The organism is Cellulomonas sp. URHE0023 (assembly GCF_000688475.1).
GTDB lineage: Bacteria > Actinomycetota > Actinomycetes > Actinomycetales > Cellulomonadaceae > Cellulomonas.
In genome coordinates, this window is sequence record NZ_JIAN01000005.1 from 1,311,610 (window position 1) to 1,335,587 (window position 23,978).

A 23,978-nucleotide genomic window follows, 5' to 3' on the forward strand; every position below is an offset into this window, starting at 1 on the left:
GCCGCAAACGGTAAGCCCGAAAAGGGGCCTGAGACAGGCGACTGACCAGCGAGAACAGCACAAACCGGACAAGTGTCCATGTCACTCCTGTGACTGTAGACACATGACTGGCGCTAGACAGCTCCGGGCGGCCCCCACCTACCGTGGAGTCATCCACCGAAGCCGGCGGTCTTGAAGAAGGCCTCCGGTGAAGTACCCGGCATCCGCGTCGTCGCGAGCGACGGACACGGCTGCGACCGGGTCCGGCGTCCATCGCATCTTGCGGCGATGCCGAAGGAGGATCCCCGTGGCTACCACGTTCGATCGGCTCCTGATGGAGCCCCGCAGTACCGAACTGCAGAGCACACCACCCGGCCGCAGCTCCGAGAACGAGTCTGCCCAGAGCCCGTCCCTGATGCTCCTGGTGCTCCTCGCGAGCACCGGCATCATCGTCTACGCAGCATTCCTGCTGAACCCGGCCAACCGCGGCGACTGGTTGCCGTACGTCATGGTCATCGTCGCCGAGACGGTGCTCGTCGTGCACGCCCTGCTGTCCATGTGGACCGTGCTGTCCAGCAGTCACGACCCACGCACCTTCGCCTTCCACCACGCCCAGGACGGTCTGTACGACCTGGCCGCGATCATCCGGGACCGCGCCGAGGACGTGCCGAACACCTGGACCATGTACCTCAACGACGCCCAGGTGAGCGTGGACGTCTTCATCACCACCTACGGCGAGGACCTCGAGACCATCCGCAAGACGGTGACCGCCGCCGTCGCGATGCAGGGCGCCCACGACACCTACGTGCTGGACGACGGACGCTCCGACGAGGTCCGCGGCCTGGCCGCCGAGCTCGGTGCCCGTTACATCCGCAGGCTGTCCACCAACGGCGCCAAGGCGGGGAACATCAACCACGCGCTGTCCCTGACGCACTCCGACCTGTTCGTGGTGTTCGACGCCGACTTCGTGCCGCGCCCGGAGTTCCTCCGGGAGACCGTGCCGTTCTTCGCGACCGCCGACGTCGCGTTCGTCCAGACGCCGCAGACGTACGGCAACCTGCACACCGTCGTCTCCAAGGGCGCGGGCTACATGCAGGCCGTGTTCTACCGGTTCATCCAGCCAGGCCGGAACCGCTTCAACGCGGCCTTCTGCGTCGGCACCAACGTGATCTTCCGGCGGGCCGCGATCGACTCCGTCGGTGGCATCTACTCGGACTCCAAGTCCGAGGACGTGTGGACGTCGCTGATGCTGCACGAGAAGGGCTGGAAGACGATCTACATCCCGACCACCCTGGCCGTCGGGGACACCCCCGAGACCGTCGAGGCGTACACCAAGCAGCAGCTCCGCTGGGCGACCGGCGGGTTCGAGATCATGCTCACGCACAACCCGCTGTCCCGGAAGCACAACCTGACCATGGACCAGCGGCTGCAGTACACGGTCACCGCGACGCACTACCTGACCGGCATCGCGCCGCTCCTGCTCCTGCTGGTGCCACCGCTGCAGATCTACTTCAACCTGACGCCGATGGACCTGACCATCACGCCGATGACCTGGGCGTTGTACTACGCCGGGTTCTACGTCCTGCAGGTCGTCCTGGCGTTCTACACGCTCGGATCGTTCCGCTGGCAGGTCCTGCTGCTGGCCAGCGTCTCGTTCCCGATCTACGTGCGGGCCCTCATGAACGCGATTTTCAAGCGTGAGCAGGTCTGGCACGTCACCGGGCGCAAGGGTGCCTACCGCTCACCCTTCGCGTTCGTGATGCCGCAGGTGCTCTTCTTCGAGTTCCTGCTCCTGACCACCGTGGTCGGCATCTGGAAGGACTCGAGCAACGGGTCCCCGAGCCTTGCCGTCGCCTGGAACGCGACCAACACCCTCATCTTGGGGAGCTTCCTCGTCGCAGCCTGGCGGGAAGGGCACCACGGGCGGCTCGAGGCCCGAGCCGCTCGTCGAACGGAGGTGACCGTATGACCTGGGGAAGCCGGATCAGGCTGGTCGTCGGCGTGCTGCTCGTGCTCGTCGTCGCCGCCATAGCCACTTTCAAGCTGAACGCCGAACGCGGGCACGTCGCAAGCGACTCCGCGCAGATCATGGCGCGCACCTACACGGTGGGTACGCCCTATGAAGGCCTCGTCGCCGACCAGCAGGTCGAGGTCGGGGACACCGTCCACAAGGGAGACCCTCTGTTCACCATCGACTCGAACTCGCTGGACTACGACCGGGCGCACGGACTCGTCGGTGACTCGATCGAGGGCACGAGCATCGACCCCGAGGGCCGTCTGGTGCTCCTGGCCACCGACGACGGGACCGTGACCGAGGTGTCCGCCGACGGTGGGACCTTCGTGCGGGCATCCGCAGACCTGGCCACCGTCGAGCGGACAGGCAGCCTGTACGTGCAGGCGCAGTACACGCTGACCCCCACGCAGTACGCCCGCGTGCCGGAGTCCGCGACCGTCACGATCAAGCTGCCCGACCAGCACACCGTCACGGGCCACGTGTCCCGCGTGCAGGTGCAGACGGACGGCGGCAAGGCGCAGGCGGTCATGACCGTCACCGCCAAGGGCCTCGTCGACGGATCCCGCAACGGGCTCGTCGTCGCCGGCGCGCCCGTCCAGGCAGATCTCCGGCTGCGCAACGACGGGGTGGTGACCACCGTTTCCGACCACGTCTCGGGCTACCTCGAGGGGGTGTTCGGATGAGGCGCGGACTCGTGGTGGCAGTTGCCCTGGTCGTGTCGCTCGTCGTGGCGGGTGCCGCCGTGATGGTCACCAAGCGGGAGCAGACCGCCCCGGGTGGGACCGCCGCGGCGCGGCCCTCCGTGGACACGGCGGCGCTGGTCAAGGCGGTGCCGGACGAGGCCGTCGCGAAGATCGACCCTGCGCGCCTGGCATCCGGCGTCGTGCCGCCGACCAACCGCTGGTACAGCGGGCTGGTCTTCGGTGACGAGCCGCAGCCTGTGTTCGCGCAGCCCTTGTCCTTCGCACTGACCGACTCGGGCTTCACGATCGGGCTGCCGGACCCGACGGTCACCGAGAAGACGATCGCCGCTCCCCACGTCCCGGCCTTGACCGTCGACGTGGGCGCGGCGAGCGCACAGGTGACCGAGGCCGACCCGGTGAGCGTGACCGTCGCGCTGCTCGATGGCTCGGGCAGCACGCTCGGGCACGTCGTGATCGCCGAGGGTTCGCCGTTCGTGAGCTTCACCGCGGCGACCGACGTCACCGCCCGCACGACCGGCGGCTCGTTCAAGGGCAGCCCCGCGACCGCTCAGGTCGGGGCCACCGACTGGGGCCTGGTGGGCGGGAGCACGAAGGGCGGTACGACGACACTGAAGAAGGGACAGGCCGCGAGCTGGTACGCACTGCCGCCCGAGGCGTCCTCGAAGGCGAAGTCGGCGCTGGCCGCCGCTGCCGAGCACCCTGTCACGGGCGTCGATGTCGCCTACGCGGTGGACGGGGACACCGCCCGGACAACCCTCACCTACCGCTCAGACGGGAAGACCGCGTACGTGCTCATGCCGCACCACCGTGAAGGCGACCAGCCGGAGCGCGAGGACTGCGGTCTGGGCACCTACCCCAGCATCTACGGCGACCTCGAGCTGTGCACCGGCTCGACGCTCACGTCCGATGCGCCGACCGTGACCCCGACGGGCACGTTCGACCTCGACGGCATCTCCGCCGACGAGCGCGACGCGATCAGCTCCGCGGTCGCAGCGGACGTCGCCGCAACCCCAGCGTTCCCGTCGGACACGTACTTCGGTGGCAAGGCGCTCAACCGCGCCGCGACGCTCGTCGTGCTGGGCGAGAAGCTCGGCGTCGACGTCGCCGACCTGCGCACGACAACCGAGAAGGCCCTGCGGGAGTGGGCCCAGCCGCAGGGGTGCGCCGACCGTGACGCCCGGTGCGTGGTGTACGACGACAAGGCACGGTCGGTCATCGGTCTCACCGCGTCCTTCGGGTCCGACGAGCTCAACGACCACCACTTCCACTACGGCTACCTGCTGTCCGCAGCCGGCCTGCTCGCCGAGGGCGACAAGGCGCTCGCGTCCGACCTCGCACCGGTGATGAACCTGCTCGCGCAGGACATCGCCGCCGCGAAGCCCTCCACGCAGCTGCCGCAGCTGCGGTCGTTCGACCCGTACGCCGGCCACTCGTGGGCGTCGGGCACGTCACCGTTCGCGGACGGCAACAACCAGGAGTCCTCGTCTGAGGCCGTCAATGCCTGGAACGGCCTGGGGCTGTGGGCCAAGGCGTCCGGGCAGGACGAGCTGGCGACGGAGGCGACCTGGCTCGCGTCCACCGAGTCGTCGACCGCGCGGGCCTACTGGACGGACCCGGACCTGCCGTCCGGCTTCGACCACCGCATCGTCTCCCTGAACTGGGGCGGCAAGCGCGACTACGCCACGTGGTTCAGCCCCGAGCCGGCTGCGATCCTCGGCATCCAGCTGATCCCCATGGGACCGGTGCAGCGCAACGTCGCCGAGGGCGTCGACCCTGAGCAGATCCGGGCCTCGGTGAAGGAGGCGTCGCCGGCAGGCTTCGGTGTCCAGTTCGGCGGCTACCTGCTCGAGTACCTGGCGCTCGCCGGTGCTGACGACGCCGCGACGGCGTGGAAGGACGCCCAGGCCCTTCCGGATGTCGCGATCGACGACGGGACGTCCCGGGCGGCGACGCTCGCGTTCATCGCCGCCGCCCGGGCGCATCCGGTCGGCTGACAGCTACAGGCCGAGCAGCTCGCGCACCGGCTCGACCCCGGACAGCGTGATCTCCGGACGCGGCACCCGTGCCCAGTCCGCCCGGCTCAGCACGAATCGACGGCTCTCGACCGCGGCGCCCTCACGGGCGACGCGGTCGAGGCCGTTGGGCGTGTAGCCGATGCGCCGCGTCACGGCCTGCGAGGCGGCGTTGTCGGCGAACGCGGCAGTCGTCGCGACCTGCGCACCCAGACCCTCGAACAGCAGGTGCAGCATCATCAGCCGCATGGGCGTCGCGAGGCCGTGGCCTTGGTGGCGACGGCCCAGCCATGATCCCGTCTCGGCAGTGCGGGTGACGGGGAAGTCGGAGGCGAAGGCACCCTGGACCCCCAGGACCTCCCCGTCCCGCACCAGAGCGAGCTCGAGGCGCCAGCTGTTCGGCTCGATGCTCCCGCGGACCGCCCACTGGTACGCCAGGACCCGACGCGCGACCTCCGTCGGCGTGCCTTTGGACCAGGGCGAGTTGAACGGAAGGACGTCGGGGTCGTGGATCCCCTCCCCGGCGAGTGCGGCGAGCTCGACGAGCCGTGCGTCGTCGAGGAACTCGAGCGACAGGTCACCGCAGGTCACGCGCAGGTCGGCCACCGGCCAGAGGTCCGTCAGGGCTGTCATGGCAGCAGGGTGTCGGCCCGTGCGGCGGGCCCGCAAGGGCAATCGTCCGTGGTGCATATCAACTCTGCGGTTGTGGGTGCGCCCGTCTAGGTTGGTTCGCTGTGATCGCTCCCGTCATCTCCGCCGCCGGTCTGACCAAGCGCTTCGGGGAGTTCACCGCTGTCGACGGCATCGACTTCGAGGTGCCGGCGGGAGAGTCGTTCGGACTGCTGGGGCCCAACGGGGCAGGCAAGTCGACCACCATGCGGATGATCGGGGCCGTCTCGGCGCGTACGGCCGGAGACCTGCGGGTGCTCGGCCGGGACCCTGACACGCACGGCCCCGAGATCCGGTCGCTGCTCGGCGTGGTGCCGCAGGAGGACAACCTCGACACCGAGCTCAGCGTGCGAGACAACCTCATCATCTACGGCCGCTACTTCGGGATCCCCCGCGCGACGTGCCGGTCCCGGGCGGACGAGCTGCTCACCTTCGCGCAGCTCGATGACAAGCGGACCGCCAAGGTCGACGACCTGTCGGGTGGGATGAAGCGGCGGCTGACCATCGCCCGCGCTCTGATCAACGAGCCGCGCATCCTCATGCTCGACGAGCCGACCACCGGCCTCGACCCGCAGGCGCGGCACGTGCTGTGGGACCGCCTGTTCCGGCTGAAGGAGCGCGGCACCACCCTTGTGCTCACCACGCACTACATGGACGAGGCCGAACAGCTCTGCGACCGGCTCGTCGTCGTGGACAAGGGCCGGATCATGGCCGAGGGAAGCCCTGCGCGGCTGATCCGTGAGTACTCGACCCGAGAGGTGGTGGAGCTGCGGTTCGGGTCGGAGCACAACGCGTCCGCCGCCGAGCGGATGACGGGACTGACCGAACGTATGGAGCTGCTGCCCGACCGCGTCCTGCTGTACGCCGACGACGGGGAGGCGGTGCTCGAGCGCGTGAACCACCTCGGTCTGCACCCGACCACCAGCCTGGTGCGCCGCGCGAGCCTCGAGGACGTGTTCCTGCGGTTGACGGGACGGAGCCTGATCGAATGACGGACCCTGACCTGACGACGATGACGCATGAGACCAGGGCCCGGCGGTTCGGTATCTGGTACGTCGCGGAGCACCAGCTGCGCGGCATGCGGGCCTACGCCTGGACCATCGTCATGACCGGCCTCGGCAGCCCGTTGCTCTACCTGCTCGGGATCGGGCTGGGCCTGGCGACGTTCCTGGACCAGTCGATCGCCGACGGCGCTGACGGGCCGGTCAGCTACCTGTTCTTCGTGGCGCCCGCACTTCTCGCGACGTCCGCCGTGACCGTCTCGACCGACGAGTTCACGTTCACGGTGATGGCCGGCTTCAAGTGGCGCCGCCTCTTCTGGGGCATGAACGCCTCCCCGGTGGAGCCGGGACAAATCGCGTCCGGTCTCATCCTTTCCGTGTTCTTCCGGATGATCTTCACGACCACCGCCTACTACGTGCTGATGGTCGCGTTCGGTGCTGTCGGGGACCCGTGGGGCGCCGCGTGGATGCCGCTGGTCGGTGTGCTGGGCGGGATGGCGTTCGGGCTGCCGCTCATGGCCTACTCGGCGTCGATCACGCAGGACAAGGGACAGTTCGCGCTGGTCAACCGGTTCATCTTCACGCCGCTGTTCCTGTTCTCGGGGACGTTCTTCCCGCTGGCCACGCTCCCGCTGTGGCTGCAGTGGATCGGCTGGATCTCGCCGCTGTGGCACGCATCGGAGATCGGACGGTCGCTCTCGTACGGGCTGCCGCCGGGGTCGTGGCCGGTCGTGTGGCACTACGCGGTGCTGGTCGCGTACGTGGTGACGGGTTGGGTGCTCGCACACCGGGTCTTCCGACGGAGGCTGCGCTGATGGCGGTCGACGTCGAGGTCCGTCGCCGGCCGGGCAGCGTAGGGGCGCTCTACGCCCGCAACGCGCGGTCGGTGGTGGCGCGCGGGATGCAGGCGACTCGCAGCACCAACTGGCCCGTGATGCTCTCCGGGTTCTTCGAGCCGGTGTTCTACCTGTTCGCCATGGGGATCGGTCTCGGCACGTACATCGGCGACGTCGAGCTGCCCTCGGGTGCGTCGGTCCCCTACGCCGCGTACATCGCGCCCGCGCTCATGGCGGTGAGCGCGATGAACGGTGCGGTGTACGACTCCACCTGGAACGTGTTCTTCAAGATGCACTACGGCAAGCTCTACGACGCGATGCTCACCACGTCGCTCGGGCCGCTGGACGTCGCGTTCGGCGAGATCACCATCGCGCTGATCCGCGGCGGTGCGTACGCGGTCGGGTTCCTCACTGTCATGCAGGTGATGGGCCTGAACCTGGCCTGGTCAGCCGTGCTGGCCGTCCCGGCCGTCCTGCTCGTGGCCTTCGGGTTCGCGAGCCTGGGGATGGCGGTGACGAGCTACCTGAAGACCTTCCAGCAGATGGACTGGATCAACTTCGTCATGCTCCCGATGTTCCTGTTCTCGGCCACGTTCTACCCGGTGACCGTTTACCCGGGCTGGTTGCAGGGCATCATCAAGGCGCTGCCGCTCTACCAGGCGGTCGAGCTGGTGCGAGGGCTGACGCTGGGCGTGCTCGACCAGGCGATGCTCGTGCACGTCGCGTACTTCGCCGTGCTGGTGGCGCTGGGGCTGACGTTCACGACCAGGCGCCTGCGCGCCCTGTTCCTCGGGTGATGTGCGACGGCAGATGGACTGCTCGGCCGGGCGCGGACCTGCACCGTTAGGATCGTGCAGTGATCGGGATCATCGACTACCGCACCGGGAACTCCCAGAGCGTCGCCTACGCACTCGGCCACCTCGGAGTCCCGCACAAGCTGGTGACCAAGCCGTCCGAGTGCGACGACATCGACAAGTACGTCCTCCCGGGTGTCGGCTCCGCGGGAGTGACCATGGAGTCCCTGGCGCACGACGGCTGGGTGGGTCACCTGACCGACAAGGTGCTGGGCGACGGTCAGGGCTTCCTCGGCGTGTGCGTCGGGTTGCAGGTGCTGTTCGAGCACAGCGCCGAGGACGACCAGGAGTGCCTCGGCTGGATCAAGGGCACGGTGCAGCAGTTCGACAACACCGAGGTCCGGGTCCCGCACATGGGCTGGAACACGGTCGACGTCCGCGGTGAGCACCCTTTCGCCCAGTCGTTCACTCCCGGCGGCTACTACTACTTCGTCAACTCCTACTACGCGGTCCCGACGGACTCCGCAGCGCTCGTCGGGGTGACCACCTACGGTCAGCCGTTCGCCGCCGCGGTCGCGCAGGGCAACATCATGGCGACGCAGTTCCACACCGAGAAGAGCGCGCGGGCCGGCCTGCAGGTGCTCAAGGCGTTCTGCGACCTGGAGGTTCCCGTTGCTGGCTAACCGGCTGATCGCCTGCTTCGACGTCAAGGACGGGCGCGTCACCAAGGCCCAGCAGTTCCAGGACAACATCGACGTCGGCGACCCCGCGGAGCTCGCCGACCGGCTCTACCGGGACGACGTCGACGAGATTGTCACGTACGACATCATGGCGAGCGCGCAGAAGCGCCAGATCGACCTCGACATGGTCCGCAGGATCGCGCACCGCACGTTCGTCCCGCTGACCGTGGGTGGGGGCATCCGCTCGCTCGAGGACATGCACCTGGTGCTGCGGGCCGGCGCCGAGAAGATCAGCATCGACTCGATGGCCGTGCGCAAGCCCGAGATCATCACGCAGGGCTCCAAGGAGTTCGGGCGGCAGTGCATCGTGCTGAGCATGCAGGTCAAGCGCGTGGAGAAGACCGCGAGCATCCCCAGCGGCTACGAGATCGCGATCGACGGCGCCCGCACCTTCACCGGCATGGACGCGGTCGAGTGGGCGCGGCGCGGCCAGGACCTCGGCGCCGGTGAGATCGTCGTGAACAGCATCGACCGTGACGGCACGGGTGAGGGCTACGACCTGGAGATCACCGGGCTGATCACCGAGGCGGTGTCCCTGCCGGTCATCGCGTCCGGGGGTGCCGGCCGGATCAGCCACGTGAGCGACGCGTTCGGGATCGGCGCCACCGGGGCCATCGTCAGCTCGATGCTGTACTCGCCGAGGGTCGAGCACAACCTGACCGTCGAGGAGATGAAGGAGCAGCTGGGCGAGCTCGGCGAGCGCGTCCGCCCGGTGCACAGCGCCTGAGCTGTCCCAGACGTAGGACGACCCCCGGTCCGACGGGCCCGGGGGTCGTTCCGCGTTCAGTGGTCAGACCTCGTCGGCCTTCTCCTGCACATCGTCCTCGGCGGCCGGCTCAGCGGGCTTGGCCGGGCGTCGCGTGACCTTCTTGGTGGTCTCGGCCACCTTCTCGGTCAGGTCCTCGGTGGCGTCGGCGACCTTCTCACCGAGCGCACCGGCGGCGTCGCTGACCTTGCCGGCAGCCTTGCGCGCACCCGCGACCGCAGTGCCCGCGGCCTCGCCGACGGCGTCCGCGGCGTCCGCGACCCGGCCGTGCACGTCGCTGGACTCGACGGGCTCCCAGGGCTCCGCCCACGGGTCGACGGTCGAGCGGGACCGGCTCCAGGCGACCACACCCGCGCCGATGGCGACGAGCGCGGTGACCAGCCAGAACACCTTGGCGCCGGTGTGGCGCTTCTTGGTCTTCTCCGCCGCGGCAGCGGAGACGGCCGCGCTGGCGACCGCTGCCTTGTCAGCCGCGATGTCCGCGGCCTTCTCGGCGAGCTCCCCCGCCTTGAACGCCGCCTGGTGCAGCGCCTCGACGACCTTGGGCAGCACGTCGTCGACAAGCTTGTCGTGCGCGTTGTCGATCGCCGGGCCCGCGGCGTCAGCGGCGGCCTCGACCTTGGGCGCTGCCGCCTTCAGCGACTCCTTGTAGGCGTGCTCGAGGCGCGGCACGAGCCAGTCGACGAACGCTTCCACACGCGGAGCGGTCCAGTCCTTGGCCTGCACCGCGGCCTCACCTGCCTTGCCGGCGGCCGCGCTCGCGGTCCCCTTCGCCTGGTTCGCGGCGTCGGCGATCGCGGCGCCCAGGTCGGCTGCCTGGTCCTTGATCTTCTCTGTGTCAACGTCGATCTTCGGGCGGCTCTTCGTGAAGGGCATGTCGGGCTCCGGCTCGTCGGCTGCAGTGAGACCACCACTCTGCCACCGCGCGGGCGCCTGCGCAGGACCGCTGGCCTGCGCATCTGCGGTTGACGGCCGACCGCCCGATGGCGCGTGCCAGACTGGTCGCATGTTCGCGACCTTGCACACGACCGCCGGCGACATCCGGATCGAGCTCTACCCAAACCACGCGCCCAAGACCGTGGCCAACTTCGTGGGTCTGTCCACAGGTACCCAGGCCTGGACGGACCCGAACACCGGCGCAGAGCGCACCGACCCGCTGTACGCGGGCGTCGTGTTCCACCGTGTGATCGAGGGCTTCATGATCCAGGGTGGCGACCCTCTGGGCACCGGCCGCGGTGGCCCGGGCTACAACTTCGACGATGAGATCCACCCCGAGCTCACGTTCAGCGAGCCGTACCTGCTCGCCATGGCCAATGCGGGCAAGCGCCTGGACCCGGTCACGGGCAAGGTCGGCGGCACCAACGGCTCCCAGTTCTTCATCTCCGTCGGGGCCACCGACTGGCTCAACGGCAAGCACACGATCTTCGGCAAGGTTGCCGACGACGCGAGCCGTGCCGTCGTGGACGCCATCGCGACCACGCGGGTGCGGCCGGGTGACCGTCCGGTCGAGGACATCGTCATCGAGTCCATCGCCATCGAGGACTGAGACCGCCATCAGCGAGAGCTCTCCGGCCGGCGCGCCGGCCGTGCCGCCCGTCTGCCCGCGCCATCCCGACCGGGTGTCGTACGTGCGGTGCCAGCGGTGCGGCCGGCCGACGTGCCCGGAGTGCCAGCGCCCGGCGGCCGTCGGGATCCAGTGCGTCGACTGCGTCGCGCAGGCTGCGCGCGCCCTCCCGACGCAGCGCTCGGCGCTCGGCGGGGTGATCCGGCCGGGACGGCCCGTGGTGACCCTCGCGCTCATCGGTGCGTGCGTCGCCAGCTTCGTGCTGCAGCTGGTGCTGCCCGACTGGACCGCGCGGTGGATCTTCTCTCCGATCGCCGGGTACCTGGAGCCCTGGCGGTTCGTGACCGTCGCGTTCCTGCACTCGACGACGAACTACCTGCACATCGTGTTCAACATGGTGGCGCTCTGGTTCGTCGGGCCGCTGCTCGAGCAGACGCTCGGGCGCGCGCGGTACCTGACGTTGTACCTGCTGAGCGCGGTCGGTGGCTCGGTCGGTTCCGTGCTGCTCGCCGGGGACCTGCCGGCCATGGCGCAGCTCAGCGTCGGTGCGTCGGGTGCGGTGTTCGGGCTGTTCGGGGCGGCCCTCGTGGTCACGCACCGTCTCGGCGGTGACTACCGGGGGATCATCGGTCTGATCGCCATCAACTTCGCGATCGGCTTCGTGGCCGCGGGCATCGCCTGGCAGGCGCACCTCGGCGGGCTCGTCACCGGTGTGGCGCTCGCCGCGGCCTACGCCTACGCACCCAAGGAGCGCCGGACGGTGGTCGCATTCGCCGCACCGGCCCTCGTGGCTGCCGTGCTCGTCATCGCCGCGGTGCTGAAGTACCGGTCCTTCGACGTCTTCTTCTGACGCGATCTGACGCCGACGGGCGAAGTTACACGGCTGTAGTTATCCACAGGCTTGTGCACTCCTGGGGACGACGAAGGCGCCGTCCACATGGACGGCGCCCCCGGAGAGCAGCTGGTCAGCGCCAGCGCGTTGTCATGCCGAAGCCCGCGATGATGAAGACGAAGCCGATGAGCAGGTTCCACTGCGAGATGCCCGGGATCGGGTACTGGGACTGCGTCAGGTAGGTGACGACGACCCAGAGGAGCCCCACGACCATCAGGGTGAGCATGACCGGGACGAACCACGGCGGGTTCACCTTCGGGCCGGATGACTTCGCGGGCGGCGGGATGTACGCCGCCTTCTTGCGTGAGCTCGACTCGGGCACGTCGGGGCCTCCTGTCCAACGGTGCGTGGCGTTCAGACCACGGGGAGACCGGGCGGTTCACGTCTCGGTCGGCGGGCGGGCGATCATTGGTACGCCGAGCCCCGCATCGTCACGGAGCCCGCGCATCGTGACCTAGCGTAGTGCGCGCCAGCGTGTGTCCCTCACGGGCGCTCTGGCGCCCGCCTTACCTGCCGTAGGAGCCGACGTGACCGAGCACCCGCACCGGGCCCGGCGCTTCATCGCGCGCGGAACCCTGTCGGTCGCGCTCGTGCTGGCGCTCTCGGGTGCGCTGTTCGCCGCGAACGCCAAGCTCGCGCACGGGTCGGGGGAGCGGCACCCGCAGGACCTGGCCGACCTGACGAGGGTCGAGGAGAAGCGCGTCGAGCGGCTCTCTGCCGAGGTCGACGGCCTGCACTCGGACGTGTTCGGGCTGACGACGCAGGAGAACGCGGAGTCGGGGAACGACGTCGGTGAACCCAGCGTCGGGTACGCGGTCGAGGGTGGGCTGGTGCCCGTGCAGGGCCCAGGTCTCACCATCCGGCTGAACGACGCGCCGGTCGACTCCCCTCGTCGCGGCGACGTCAGCCCGGACGTCCTCGTCGTGCACCAGCAGGACATCCAGGCCGTGATGAACGCGCTCTGGGCCGGTGGTGCCGAGGCGATGGAGATCATGGACCAGCGGATCATCTCGACGAGCGCGATCCACTGCGTCGGGAACGTCCTGCGCCTCAACGGCCGGATCTACTCGCCGCCCTACGACGTCCGGGCCATCGGAGACCCTTACCGGATGCGGCACGCGCTGGCGGTGTCGAGCGCCGTCCAGGCGTACGTCCGCGCCGCCGACGACGTCGGCCTGGGCTGGTCGGTCTCGGAGTCGAGCCCGTCGTCGCCGCTCAAGCTCTCGGCCTACTCGGGGTCGACGGACCTGCAGGCGGCCGAGGTGCCCGAAGGTACCGAGATCCTGCCCGGTCTCGACGAGGCCGAGTCGCGTGAGCGCGACGAGTCCAGCCGCGCACGGGCACGCGCGACGGAGACTCCGTGAGTCGGGCACGCAACGCGGTATACAGCACGGTCGGGGTGATCGGTGAGCTTCTCATCACCGTCGGCGTCCTGCTGTTCGCCTTCCTGGTCTGGCAGCTGTGGTGGACCGACGTCGTCGGCAACCGGGCGCAGGCGCAGATCGTCGCCGAGCTGCCGTTCGAACCCGTCCCGTCACCCACCCCGTCCGGGGGCACGACCGCCCCGGTGATCGCTCCACCGCGCCACGACGCGCCACCCGTGATGGCCGAGCCACCGCATGCGACCACCTTCGCGACGATCCAGGTCCCACGCTGGGACGGCGAGCCGGAACGCCCGATCAGCCAGGGCACCGACCGTGCCACCGTGCTCGACGACCTCGGCATCGGCCACTACGACGGCACCGCGATGCCGGGCGACGTGGGCAACTTCGCGATCGCGGGCCACCGCACCACCTACGCGAAGCCGTTCAACAGGATCGCCGAGCTGAAGGAAGGCGACCCGCTCGTCATCCGGACGACGGACAACATCTGGTACGTGTACCGCGTGACGTCGACGCAGATCGTCGACCCGTCCGACGTCCAGGTCATCGCACCCGTCCCCGGGGAACCCGGTGCGACGCCGACGGAGCGCATGATCACCTTGACCACGTGCCACCCGATGTTCTCGGCGCGCGAGCGCTACATCGTGCACGGTGTGCTGGACTACTGGGCACCGACGACGGACGGGATTCCCGCCGAGCTGATTTCCGCCCCCGCAGGTGGCGCATCATGATGGGAGGCCGCTGATGTACGGATGGCTCTGGCGGCACCTGCCGGGACCCGTCGTCGTGCGTGTGCTGATCCTCGCGGTCGCTGCGTTCGCCGTCCTGGTGGTCTGCTTCGCGTGGGTGTTCCCCGCGCTGTCACCGCACATGCCGTTCAACGACACGACCGTTGGGACCTGAGATGACGCGCATCCTCGTGATCGACAACTACGACTCGTTCGTCTACACGATCGTCGGATACCTGAACCAGCTGGGCGCCGACACCGTCGTCGTCCGCAACGACGCCGTGCCGCCCGCAGCGGAGCGCGCAGAGTTCGACGGCATCCTGGTCTCGCCCGGCCCCGGCACGCCCGCGGACGCCGGCTCGAGCATGCAGGTCATCCGCGACTGCGCGGCAGCCGGCACCCCGATGCTGGGCGTGTGCCTGGGACACCAGGCCCTGGGTGAGGTGTTCGGGGGCGTCGTCACGCACGCTCCCGAGCTCATGCACGGCAAGACCAGCCAGATCGAGCACAAGGGTGAGGGGGTGCTGGCCGGCCTGCCCGACCCGTTCACTGCGACCCGTTACCACTCGCTCGCCGTCGTCAACGACACCGTGTCCGACGACCTGGAGGTCACGGCCACGGCCCACGGGATCATCATGGGTCTGCAGCACCGCACGCTCCCGCTCCACGGGGTCCAGTTCCACCCTGAGTCGGTGCTCACCGAAGGCGGCCACCGTCTGCTGGCCAACTGGCTGCAGATCTGTGGCGACGACGACGCCGTCACACGCGCGACGGGGCTGCATCCGCTGGTCAGGCTGTAGGACGACCGGGTCCAGACGCGACGAAGGGGCCGTCCCGCGGTCGGGACGGCCCCTTCGCTGTGTCAGCTAGCCGCCGAGCTTCGGAGGGCTGGCGCTCGGAGAGGCGGACGGCCCCGAACCTTGGCCCTGGGGCGTCGTCGGGCCCTTCGAGACGTGGATGTCGATCTGCGCGTCGAACGGCACCTCGGTGCCCGCCGTCGGCTCGGTGCGCAGCACCTTGTCCTTCGGCTCGTCGGACGTGTCGTCGATCCTGTTGACGTTCTCCAGGCCGACGTTCTTCAGCTCGGCGACCGCCTGGTCGTAGGTCATGCCCGCGAGGTTGTCCGGGATCGTCGCGGTGGTGGGTGCCACGGCGATCTTCAGGTTGATCGTCCTGCCCTGCTTGACCAGGGTGCCGGGCGCCTGGTCCTGCTCGATGACCGTGCCCGGTGCCTGGTCGGAGGGGACCTCGGCGGTGTTGCCCGTGAGCTTCTGGGCGTTCAGCGTGTCCAGCGCCTGCTGTTTGGGCATGGTCCGGACGTCCGGCACGGGGACGTTGCCGGTCGACACGAACAACGTCACGGGCGTGGCGGCGGCGACCGTCGCGGCAGCAGCCGGGTCGGTCCTGGTCACCTGACCCTGCGGGAACTCCGGGACGTCCTCTGGCTGGCGGGTCGGATTCACCGTGAGCCCGAGACCCGTCAACGCCGTGACGGCCTCCTGCTCCGTCATGCCGGCGACGTCCGGCACGGTGACCGTGCCCTTGCCGGTGGAGATCGTGGGGATGACCGTGGAACCTGCGTCAGCCATCTTGTCCGCCGCGGGATCGGTCTTGATCACGGCACCCTCGGGCACCGTGTCACTGGCCTCCTGGACCGGGGTGCCCCAGACGAACCCCTCGCCCTCGACCACCGCCTTGGCGGCGGCCTCCTGCTGGTTCGTGACGTCGGGAACCGCAACCTGGTCGGGCGTCTTGTCGCCGTTCAGCACCAGGTACAGGATCGCGCCCACCGCGAGGAGCGCGAGCCCGATCAGGACCCAGAGCCAGACCTTGCTGCTGCGCGACTCCTCGAGGTCCTCGTCCGCAGTGGCCGGGGTGCCCGTCGACTGCCACGGCGTGGCCGGCGGGATGGTCTGCGTGGTGGCGACCGGGGGGCCCATCAGCTGCGTGGACTCGACGGCCGATGCCGCCGCGACCGCTGCGGCCGCGCCGATCGCCGGGGCCGTGACGACGCCGCCGCGGACCGCTGCCTCGAGGTCGGACCGGAACTCGGCAGCCGACGAGTAGCGCGAGTCGCGCTCCTTGGCGAGCGCCTTGAGCGTGATGCGGTCCAGCGTCTCGGGTACGTCGGACGCGAAGGAGCTGGGCACCGGCGCGGCCTCGCGGACGTGCTGGTAGGCGACGGCCACGGGGGAGTCGCCCTGGAACGGCGGACGCCCGGTGAGGAGCTCGAAGAGCAGGCAGCCCGTGGAGTAGAGGTCGGAGCGGGCGTCGACGGTCTCGCCGCGCGCCTGCTCGGGCGACAGGTACTGCGCGGTCCCGATGACCGCCTGGGTCTGCGTCATGGTCGCGGCGGAGTCGGCGACTGCGCGCGCGATGCCGAAGTCCATGACCTTGACCGCGCCCGTGGGCGTCAGCATCACGTTGGCGGGCTTGATGTCGCGGTGCACGATGCCCGCGTGGTGCGAGTACTCGAGGGCCGAGAGCACGCCCGCGGCGATGTCGACGGCCTCCTCGATGGGCACCGCGTGACCGTCGCGGAGGATGTCGCGGACCGTGTGGCCCTCGACGTACTCCATGACGATGAACGGCACGTGCGCGACGACTCCGGTCGGCTCCGTGAAGACGTCCTCGCCGGTGTCGTAGACGGAGACGATCGCCGGGTGGTTCAAGGACGCGGCCGACTGGGCCTCGCGGCGGAACCTGTTCTGGAAGCTCGGGTCACGGGCGAGGTCTGAGCGCAGGATCTTGATGGCGACCGTACGACCGAGCCGGGTGTCGTGACCGATGTGCACCTCGGCCATGCCGCCACGCCCGATGAGCTCGCCGACCTCGTACCGTCCGGCGAGGATCCGGGATCCGTCGTCCACCACTAGGCGTCCTCTGCTTCCGTTGATGCCGTGCCGGGTAGGGCTGGCGTGGCTGGGCCGTGCTCGGCACTGTTATACGGGCCGATCATCGCATCTCGCCCTCGCCTGAAGGGTATCCGTCGAGGATCGGGCGCGGGTCTGTACGGCCTGGTGGTCCGGCTGCGACCTGCGTGGTCGGCCATGCGGTGGGTCCGTCCGCCTTGAGCACCGTGCGGGCCGCAAGCGCTCCGAGCATCCCGACGAGCACGAGGATGAGGATGAGCACCGGCCATGACCACCGGTGGGCTGCCGGGCTCGGGGGAGGGGGCACGCGCGGCCGCCGGGGAGCCGCCGGTTCCTCCAGCCGCCGTGTCCGGCGCGGCGGGTACGACGGAGGCGGTGCCTCCGTGGCGATCGGCGTCGCGGCCGTCGCGAACGTGTCGGGCGTCCGCGTCGGCCGCTCGACGAGCATCGGCACCCCGCTCGGCGGCGTGCGCGGGACCAGCGTGTCGAGCAACGTGGCCAGGTCCTCGCCCGACTGCGGCCGTCGACCCGGCTCCTTCGAGAGCAGGCTCACGACGAGGTCCGCCAGCGACTTGTCCACGCTCGCGGGCAAGGGCGGCACGGGGTTGTTCACGTGCGCGACGGCGATGTCGACGGCCGTCGGACCCGTGAAGGGGCGATGCCCGACGAGCGCCTCGTACGCGATGATCCCGAGGGAGTACAGGTCCGAGAGCGGCGTCGCCAGATGCCCGACCGCCTGCTCGGGAGAGAGGTACTGCGCGGTCCCCATCACCATGCCCGTGGCGGTCATGGTGACCTGGTTGCGGGCCAGCGAGACGCCGAAGTCGGTGATCTTCACACGGCCTCCGCGGCCGAGCAGGATGTTGCCGGGCTTCACGTCGCGGTGGACGACCCCGGCGATGTGCGCCGCGTGCAGGCCTCGGGCCGTCTGCGCGAGGATCGGCAGCAGCTTCCTCGTCGGCAGCACCGGTTCGCGCTCGAGCAGGTCGGACAGCGGCTCGCCGACCACGAGCTCCATGACGAGGAACCCGGAGCCCTCCTGCTCGCCGTAGTCGAACAGCTGCGCGATGTTCGGGTGCGACAGGGACGCCGAGTTGCGGGCCTCGGTACGGAACCGCTCGAGGAACCCGCGGTCGCCCGCGAACTCCGACCGGAGCACCTTGACCGCGACCGGCCGCGCGAGGGCGTCGTCGTGCGCCTCCCACACCTCGCCCATGCCACCGACCGCGATCTGCCGGACCAGCCGGTACCGCTCGCCGAGGGCCACGCCCGCCGCCGTCTTCATGAGCCGAGCACCGCCTCGATGACCGCCTTGGCGATCGGTGCGGCGACGTGCCCACCCGTGGCCTCGTTGCCGAGGTTGCCCCCGTGCTCGACGAGCACCGCGACCGCGACCCGGGGGTTGTCGGCCGGTGCGAACGCGGTGAACCACGCGTGCGGAGGCTGGTCGGCGGTCGTCTGTGCGGTACCGGTCTTGCCCGCCACCTGCACACCGGGGATCTGCGCCGCCTTGCCGGTCCCGGAGTCGACCACCCCGAGCATCATCTGGGTCAGGGCCGCGGCCGTGGCAGGAGAGACGGCCGTCGAGTAGAGGCTCGGCTTGGTCGTCGTGACGGTGGTCAGGTCCGCGGACCGCACCGCGTCCACGACGTAGGGCGTCATCAGGCGCCCGCCGTTCGCGATCGCCGCCGAGACCATGGCCATCTGCATGGGCGTCGCCTGCACGTTGTGCTGTCCGATCGCCGACTGCGCGGTCTCGGGAGCGTTCAGGTTGCCGGGGAAGACGCTCGGGACCACGAGCATCGGGATGGTCTGGCCGGCGTCGTTGAACCCGAACTTCTCGGCCTGCGCCTGCAGGGCGTCTGCGCCGACGTCGAGACCCAGCTGCGCGAACGCCGTGTTGCAGGAGACGCGCAGGGCGTCGGCGAGCGTGACGGTCTCGCCACCGCACCCCTCGCCACCGAAGTTGCCGATCGTCGCCGTCGTCTGCGGGAGGTCGAGCTGGTCCGGGGCGGGCAGCGTGGACTCCGGCGTGTACGCGCCGCTCTCCAGGGCGGCAGCCGCCGTGACCAGCTTGAAGGTCGACCCGGGCGCGTACCGCTCCTTGATCGCGTTGCTGCGCAGGGGGTTGCCGGGTGCTGCGTCGAGCGCCTGGTACGCGGCGCTCGCGGCCACGGTGTCGTGCGTCGCCAGCGCGTTCGGGTCGAAGCCGGGGGTGCTGGCCAGCGCGAGGATCTTGCCCGTCGACGGCTCGATCGCGACGACCGCGCCCTGCTGGTCGCCCAGGCCGGCGACCGCGGCGGCCTGCGCTGCGGCGTTGATCGTCGTCTCGACCGCGGCACCCTCAGGCTTGCGTCCCGTGATGAGGTCGCGGATCCGGCTGAAGAAGAGCTGGTCCCCCCTGCCCGTGAGCTCGGCGTTGGCGGCGTTCTCCAGCTCGCTCTTGCCGTTGACGATCGAGTAGAAGCCCGTCACCGCCGAGTACGTGCTTCCGTCCGCGTACTGGCGCTGGTAGCCGTAGGGATCGTCGACCGGCGTCGACAGGGCGATCGCGTTGCCGCCGACGACGATCGGGCCCCGCGCGTTGCCGTACTCCCGGTAGAGGCCGCGCACGTTGCGGGTGTCGTTGTTGAGCTTGTCGGCCTGGAGGTACTGCACCCAGGTCGCACTGCCGATGAGGACGAGGAACATGGCCATGACCACGGTGGCGAGCCGGCGCAGCGGGGTGTTCACGGTGTCCTGCCGATGACCTCGGTGGGCTGGTCGCCGCCCGCGGGCCCGTCACCGTCGGTCCGTGCGCCGCCGGTGAGCACGGGCACTCCGGCGATCGGCGTCGGGATCCGCGAGCTCGAGGCCGGTCGACGAGCCTCGTCGGAGATCCGCAGCAGCAGCGCGACGATGACCCAGTTGGCGACGAGCGACGAGCCGCCGTACGCGATGAACGGCGTCACCAGCCCGGTCACGGGGATGACGCGCGTGACCCCGCCGACCACGACGAACGTCTGCAGCGCGACGATGAACGCAAGGCCTCCCGCGAGCAGCTTGCCGAACCCGTCGCGGACCCCGATCGCCGTCCGGAAGCCGCGCTGCGCCAGGATCAGGTAGAACATCAGGATCGCGATGAGCCCGGTCAGGCCGAGCTCCTCGCCGAGCGACGCGACGACGAAGTCCGACTCCGCGAACGGCACGAGGTCCGGACGGCCCTCGCCCCAGCCGGTTCCGAACAGGCCGCCGCTGCCCATCCCGAACAGGCCACGGACCAGCTGGCCGGAGCCGCCGTACGCCTTGTCGAACACCGCGGGGTCGAAGGCGTGCAGCCAGGCGTCGAACCGGGCGCCGACGTGCGAGAACGCCGTCGCGGCGAAACCCGCACCCACGACGAAGAGCAGCATGCCGATGATCACCCAGGACAGTCGCTCGGTGGCCAGGTACAGCATGGCGACGAAGAGGCCGAAGAAGAGCAGCGACGTGCCCAGGTCACGCTCGAGGACGAGGACGGCGACCGAGGCACCCCACACGATGAGGATCGGACCGAGGTCCCGCGCTCGCGGCAGGTGAAGGCCGAGCACCTTCGGCCCGGCGAGTGCGAGCGTGTCGCGGTGCGTCACGAGGTACCCGGCGAAGAAGATCGCGAACGCGATCTTGGCGAACTCGGCCGGCTGGAACCCGATCCCGCCGACCCGGACCCAGATGCGGGCGCCGTTGATGAGTACGCCGATGCCAGGAACCAGCGGGAGCAGGATCAGGGCGAGACCGACCACCCCGGCGGTGTACGTGTAGCGGCGCAGGGTGCGGTGGTCGCGCAGCAGGATCAGCACCACGGCCGCGAGGAGCACGGAGATCGCGGTCCACGCGAGCTGCCGGTCCGCGAACCCGTGGTCGCGTCCCCGTGCCTCGTACGCGAAGTCGATGCGGTAGATCATCGCCAGCCCGATGCCGTTCAGCGCCACGGTGATCGGCAGGATCACCGGGTCCGCGTACGGCGCACGCCAGCGCAGCACCAGGTGGACGGCGACGGCGAGCACCGCCATGCCGAACCCGTACTCGAGGACGTCAGGCGGGACCTTGTCCGTCGTCCCGATGCCGACCAGTACGTAGGACGCGACGCCGATGACGAGCGCCAGCACCAGGAGGCCGAGCTCGACGCCACGCCCTGCGCGCACGCGGTGCGGTTGGACCGTCGCCATCAGCGCCCGCCCACCTGCCTGATCACACGCACCCTCACGAGCTCGTGTCGTCCTGCAGCATGTCGACCTGCGCCCGGGCGTCGTCGAGCGAACCTGCCTGGATCGTCTGCAGGACCCGTTCGCGCAGGTAGGCGGACCGCAGGTCGTCGACCTGCGTGCCGGAGTGCTCGATGGGCGACGACAGGTCGATGGGGCCCAGGGTCTGCGGCACACCGCGGAAGATGGTGATCTCTCCGTCGTCGACACCCACGTAGTACTGGGTGTTGAGCCAGGCGACCGTCGCCCCGATGGCGCCGACGACCACGAGGACGCCCACCACCCACGCGACCAGGAGCCGCCACCTGCGCCGGGGCTCGGGTTCGTCCTCGAGCTCCTCCTCGAGCGGGCCGGGCTCCTCCTGCTTGGTCAGGTTGGCCGCGCGCGCGGCCGGGCTCTCGTCGGCCGAGGTGGGGTCGTTGCGCGTCAGGGCGGCGGCGCCCACCACGGACGCGTGCGTCGTCGGCCCGGCGCCGTCCGCGACGTCGTCCAGCTCGACGACGTCCGCGAGCACGACCGTGATGTTGTCTCCACCGCCGGCACGCAGGGCGAGCTGGACCAGACGGTCCGCGCACGTGTCCACGTCGTCGATCGTGGCCATGGTCTCTTCGATGGTCTCCGCGCTGACGAACCCGGACAGGCCGTCCGAGCAGAGCAGCCAACGGTCGCCCGGCCGCGCCTCGCGGACCGACAGGTCCGGCGCGACGTCCGGGTCGAAGTCGCCGAGCACGCGCATCACGACCGAACGCTGCGGGTGCACCTCCGCCTCGGCCGGGGTGATCCGGCCGATGTCGACCAGGTGCTGCACGAACGTGTGGTCGGTGGTGACCTGGGTCAGGACCTTGTCCCGCATGAGGTAGCCGCGCGAGTCGCCCAGGTGCACCATCGCGAGCTTGTTGCCCGCGCGCAGGATCGCCACGACCGTCGTGCCCATGCCCGCGAGCTCGGGGTCGGTCTCGCTGCGCTGGATGATCTCCTCGCGTGCGTCGGCGAGTGCGGCCTCGAGCTGGTCCAGGGCGTCGTCGGAGCCGTGCGACTCACCGTCCAGCGGCGCGAACGCGGCGACCGCCACGGACGACGCGACGTCACCGCCCGCGTGACCACCCATCCCGTCCGCGACCATGAGGAGGTGCGGCCCGGCGTAGGCCGAGTCCTGGTTGTTGGAGCGCACGAGCCCGACGTCGGACCGTGCCGCATATCTGAGTGCGACGGTCACCGGTTACCTCTGCAGCTCGAGCACGCTCTGTCCCACGCGGACCGGTGTACCGGTCGGCAGCGGAGTTGGGGCCTCGACGCGCTGGTCCGCCACGAATGTCCCGTTCGTCGATCCGAGGTCCTCGACGAACCACTGGCCACCCTGCGGGTAGATCCGTGCGTGCCTCGACGACGAGTAGTCGTCGTCCAGGACGAGCGTGCAGCTGGGAGCGCGACCGAGCAGGACCGCCGACGACCCGAGCGGGATGATCGTGCCACGCAGGGGGCCGTCGGTGACGACGAGCCGGCTGGGCCCCGAGGGCTTGGTCTGCCGGGGCGGGGCCGGGGACGCCGGGGCGGGCGTGACCCCGGCCGGCTGCGGAACCTTGCGACGACGACGGTCCGTGATGCGCGTGCCGTACAGGTCGCGCCGCAGCACCGCGATCGAGGTGAGCACCAGAACCCAGAGCAGAGCCAGGTACCCCAGCCGCAGCAGGGTGATCGTCAGCTCACTCATGCGCCGACGTCACTCGTCCGGGTCCGGCTCGCCGCCTGTCCAGAACAGGATCCGGGTGCGCCCGATGGTCAGCGTGTTGCCGTCCAGCAGAGTCGCAGCCGGGACCTGGTGGCCCTCGACGAAGAGCCCGTTGGTGGAGCCCATGTCACTCGCGACCACACCGTCCGGCGTCACCTTGATCTCCAGGTGCCGCCTCGAGACGCCTGGGTCGTCGACGATGATGTCGGCCTCAGAGCCGCGGCCGATGACCGTGACGGGGCCTGTGAGGATGTAGCGCTGGCCGTCGATGTCGACCAACGGGTGCCGCGCGCTGGGCGTCGCCGTCGGCGCCGCGGGTGCCACCGCACCGCGCACCGTCGCGCTCACCACCCGGAACCGGGCTTCCTCCAGGTCTGTGTCCTCGCTGAACCGCACCGTGACCGGCCCGACGAACGCGAACCGCTGGCTGGCCGCGTAGTCCGTGACGTTCGCCGCGAACTCGTCCGCGAGGGCCTCGGCGCCCCACGACTCGACCTGGTCGTAGTCCGCGGTGGCGAGCTCGATGGTGAACTCGTTGGGCACCACCGTGCGGTCACGTCCGACCACGGCCGCGCGGTCGTCCACCTCGCGCCGGAGGGCGCTCGAGAGGTCGAGCGGCTTGAGCTCGCTCTTGAAGGCCTTGGCGAACGCGTTGTTGACCACCCGCTCCACGCCGTTCTCGAACCTGTCGAGGATGCCCACGCCCACCTCCTTCACCGCTCGTCGCTGCTGACCCGGGCACGCTTGTGCTCGATGGTATCCGGGCCGCGCGCGTCCGGGACCCCGATGGGGGCGCGTCTCGGCGCGGCCCTCGCGCCCTACGCCCGTTCGGGTGGCGATCGCTACGTCCGCACCCAGGTTTTCGTGGTGTGCCGGCGTGCTCGGCCGTGTGCGAAGCGCCTGTCTCACCGTGCTAATGTTCTCCGGCGCGCGCGAGTGGCGGAACGGCAGACGCGCTGGCTTCAGGTGCCAGTGTCCGAAAGGGCGTGGGGGTTCAAATCCCCCCTCGCGCACACAGGGGTAGTTCCCGAAAGAACTGCTCACGTAGTACCGAAACTCCCGGTCAGGGTTC

24 protein-coding genes and 1 tRNA gene are annotated in these 23,978 nt (G+C 69.9%); 15 read left to right on the forward strand and 10 right to left on the reverse strand.

Annotated elements, in window-relative coordinates; genetic code table 11:
* Positions 1-286 precede the first annotated feature (286 nt).
* The 3 genes from N553_RS21490 to N553_RS21495 are packed head-to-tail and all read left to right on the forward strand — an operon-like array spanning position 287 to position 4,691.
* A complete protein-coding gene (locus N553_RS21490; RefSeq protein WP_051639876.1) occupies positions 287-1,948 on the forward strand; it encodes a glycosyltransferase in 1,662 nt (553 codons plus the stop codon).
* Positions 1,945-2,676 (forward strand): HlyD family efflux transporter periplasmic adaptor subunit, encoded by a 732-nt coding sequence (locus N553_RS0106790; protein WP_028045902.1) that lies wholly within the window; start codon positions 1,945-1,947, stop codon positions 2,674-2,676. The genes N553_RS21490 and N553_RS0106790 overlap by 4 nt, the downstream gene beginning before the upstream one ends.
* Positions 2,673-4,691 carry a glycosyl hydrolase gene (locus N553_RS21495; RefSeq protein WP_034620748.1) on the forward strand — a complete coding sequence of 673 codons (2,019 nt, stop codon included), beginning with the start codon at positions 2,673-2,675 and terminating at the stop codon, positions 4,689-4,691. The genes N553_RS0106790 and N553_RS21495 overlap by 4 nt, the downstream gene beginning before the upstream one ends.
* 3 nt (positions 4,692-4,694) lie before the next feature.
* Here the strand turns inward: N553_RS21495 and N553_RS0106800 are convergent, their stop codons facing one another.
* Positions 4,695-5,342 (reverse strand): GNAT family N-acetyltransferase, encoded by a 648-nt coding sequence (locus N553_RS0106800; protein ID WP_028045903.1) that lies wholly within the window; start codon positions 5,340-5,342, stop codon positions 4,695-4,697.
* 101 nt (positions 5,343-5,443) lie between these two features.
* Here N553_RS0106800 and N553_RS0106805 point away from each other — a divergent pair, with 101 nt between their 5' ends.
* The 5 genes from N553_RS0106805 to hisF are packed head-to-tail and all read left to right on the forward strand — an operon-like array spanning position 5,444 to position 9,476.
* A complete protein-coding gene (locus N553_RS0106805) occupies positions 5,444-6,370 on the forward strand; it encodes an ABC transporter ATP-binding protein (protein ID WP_156043733.1) in 927 nt (308 codons plus the stop codon).
* Entirely contained in the window at positions 6,367-7,194 is an 828-nt protein-coding gene (locus tag N553_RS0106810) for an ABC transporter permease (RefSeq protein WP_028045905.1), read from the forward strand. Before N553_RS0106805 ends, N553_RS0106810 begins: the two co-directional genes overlap by 4 nt.
* A complete protein-coding gene (locus tag N553_RS0106815) occupies positions 7,194-8,012 on the forward strand; it encodes an ABC transporter permease (RefSeq protein ID WP_028045906.1) in 819 nt (272 codons plus the stop codon). The genes N553_RS0106810 and N553_RS0106815 overlap by 1 nt, the downstream gene beginning before the upstream one ends.
* A gap of 59 nt (positions 8,013-8,071) precedes the next feature.
* On the forward strand, positions 8,072-8,692 hold the full coding sequence (gene hisH, locus N553_RS0106820; RefSeq protein ID WP_028045907.1) for an imidazole glycerol phosphate synthase subunit HisH: 621 nt from the start codon (positions 8,072-8,074) through the stop codon (positions 8,690-8,692).
* Entirely contained in the window at positions 8,682-9,476 is a 795-nt protein-coding gene (gene hisF, locus N553_RS0106825; protein WP_028045908.1) for an imidazole glycerol phosphate synthase subunit HisF, read from the forward strand. Before hisH ends, hisF begins: the two co-directional genes overlap by 11 nt.
* 63 nt (positions 9,477-9,539) lie before the next feature.
* On the opposite strand, the gene N553_RS0106830 is transcribed toward hisF, so the two are convergent.
* Positions 9,540-10,391: a hypothetical protein gene (locus N553_RS0106830; protein WP_028045909.1), complete on the reverse strand. Its 852-nt coding sequence runs from the start codon at positions 10,389-10,391 to the stop codon at positions 9,540-9,542.
* A gap of 130 nt (positions 10,392-10,521) precedes the next feature.
* Here N553_RS0106830 and N553_RS0106835 point away from each other — a divergent pair, with 130 nt between their 5' ends.
* On the forward strand, positions 10,522-11,061 hold the full coding sequence (locus tag N553_RS0106835) for a peptidylprolyl isomerase (protein WP_028045910.1): 540 nt from the start codon (positions 10,522-10,524) through the stop codon (positions 11,059-11,061).
* 73 nt (positions 11,062-11,134) lie between these two features.
* Positions 11,135-11,929 carry a rhomboid family intramembrane serine protease gene (locus N553_RS0106840; RefSeq protein ID WP_231505183.1) on the forward strand — a complete coding sequence of 265 codons (795 nt, stop codon included), beginning with the start codon at positions 11,135-11,137 and terminating at the stop codon, positions 11,927-11,929.
* A 115-nt stretch (positions 11,930-12,044) separates the two neighbouring features.
* On the opposite strand, the gene N553_RS0106845 is transcribed toward N553_RS0106840, so the two are convergent.
* A complete protein-coding gene (locus tag N553_RS0106845) occupies positions 12,045-12,293 on the reverse strand; it encodes a cell division protein CrgA (RefSeq protein ID WP_028045912.1) in 249 nt (82 codons plus the stop codon).
* 205 nt (positions 12,294-12,498) lie between these two features.
* Here N553_RS0106845 and N553_RS21500 point away from each other — a divergent pair, with 205 nt between their 5' ends.
* Genes N553_RS21500 through N553_RS0106865 form a run of 4 tightly spaced genes read left to right on the forward strand, consistent with a single transcriptional unit; the run spans position 12,499 to position 14,881 of the window.
* Complete coding sequence (locus N553_RS21500) at positions 12,499-13,335, forward strand: DUF881 domain-containing protein (protein WP_034620750.1); 837 nt, start codon at positions 12,499-12,501, stop codon at positions 13,333-13,335.
* Complete coding sequence (locus N553_RS0106855) at positions 13,332-14,084, forward strand: class E sortase (protein WP_028045913.1); 753 nt, start codon at positions 13,332-13,334, stop codon at positions 14,082-14,084. Before N553_RS21500 ends, N553_RS0106855 begins: the two co-directional genes overlap by 4 nt.
* Before the next feature lie 13 nt (positions 14,085-14,097).
* The gene (locus N553_RS25330; RefSeq protein WP_034620753.1) at positions 14,098-14,256 is read left to right on the forward strand and encodes a hypothetical protein; all 159 of its coding nucleotides are present in this window, start codon (positions 14,098-14,100) and stop codon (positions 14,254-14,256) included.
* Between the two features lies 1 nt (position 14,257).
* Positions 14,258-14,881 carry an aminodeoxychorismate/anthranilate synthase component II gene (locus tag N553_RS0106865; protein WP_028045914.1) on the forward strand — a complete coding sequence of 208 codons (624 nt, stop codon included), beginning with the start codon at positions 14,258-14,260 and terminating at the stop codon, positions 14,879-14,881.
* Between the two features lie 66 nt (positions 14,882-14,947).
* Here the strand turns inward: N553_RS0106865 and pknB are convergent, their stop codons facing one another.
* The 7 genes from pknB to N553_RS25335 form a co-directional block, all read right to left on the reverse strand.
* Positions 14,948-16,954, reverse strand: a complete 2,007-nt coding sequence (pknB, locus tag N553_RS0106870; protein WP_028045915.1) for a Stk1 family PASTA domain-containing Ser/Thr kinase — start codon at positions 16,952-16,954, stop codon at positions 14,948-14,950.
* Between the two features lie 82 nt (positions 16,955-17,036).
* A complete protein-coding gene (locus tag N553_RS21510) occupies positions 17,037-18,239 on the reverse strand; it encodes a serine/threonine-protein kinase (RefSeq protein ID WP_081844404.1) in 1,203 nt (400 codons plus the stop codon).
* Positions 18,236-19,687: a penicillin-binding protein 2 gene (locus tag N553_RS0106880; protein ID WP_028045916.1), complete on the reverse strand. Its 1,452-nt coding sequence runs from the start codon at positions 19,685-19,687 to the stop codon at positions 18,236-18,238. Before N553_RS0106880 ends, N553_RS21510 begins: the two co-directional genes overlap by 4 nt.
* Complete coding sequence (locus N553_RS0106885) at positions 19,684-21,141, reverse strand: FtsW/RodA/SpoVE family cell cycle protein (protein ID WP_028045917.1); 1,458 nt, start codon at positions 21,139-21,141, stop codon at positions 19,684-19,686. Before N553_RS0106885 ends, N553_RS0106880 begins: the two co-directional genes overlap by 4 nt.
* Before the next feature lie 34 nt (positions 21,142-21,175).
* A complete protein-coding gene (locus tag N553_RS21515; RefSeq protein ID WP_081844405.1) occupies positions 21,176-22,393 on the reverse strand; it encodes a Stp1/IreP family PP2C-type Ser/Thr phosphatase in 1,218 nt (405 codons plus the stop codon).
* Positions 22,394-22,396: 3 nt separating this feature from the next.
* The gene (locus tag N553_RS0106895; protein WP_028045918.1) at positions 22,397-22,888 is read right to left on the reverse strand and encodes an FHA domain-containing protein; all 492 of its coding nucleotides are present in this window, start codon (positions 22,886-22,888) and stop codon (positions 22,397-22,399) included.
* A 9-nt stretch (positions 22,889-22,897) separates the two neighbouring features.
* On the reverse strand, positions 22,898-23,608 hold the full coding sequence (locus N553_RS25335) for a DUF3662 and FHA domain-containing protein (protein WP_028045919.1): 711 nt from the start codon (positions 23,606-23,608) through the stop codon (positions 22,898-22,900).
* Positions 23,609-23,836: 228 nt separating this feature from the next.
* Here N553_RS25335 and N553_RS0106905 point away from each other — a divergent pair.
* Positions 23,837-23,919: transfer RNA gene (locus tag N553_RS0106905), tRNA-Leu, on the forward strand.
* The last annotated feature ends 59 nt before the right edge of the window (positions 23,920-23,978 follow it).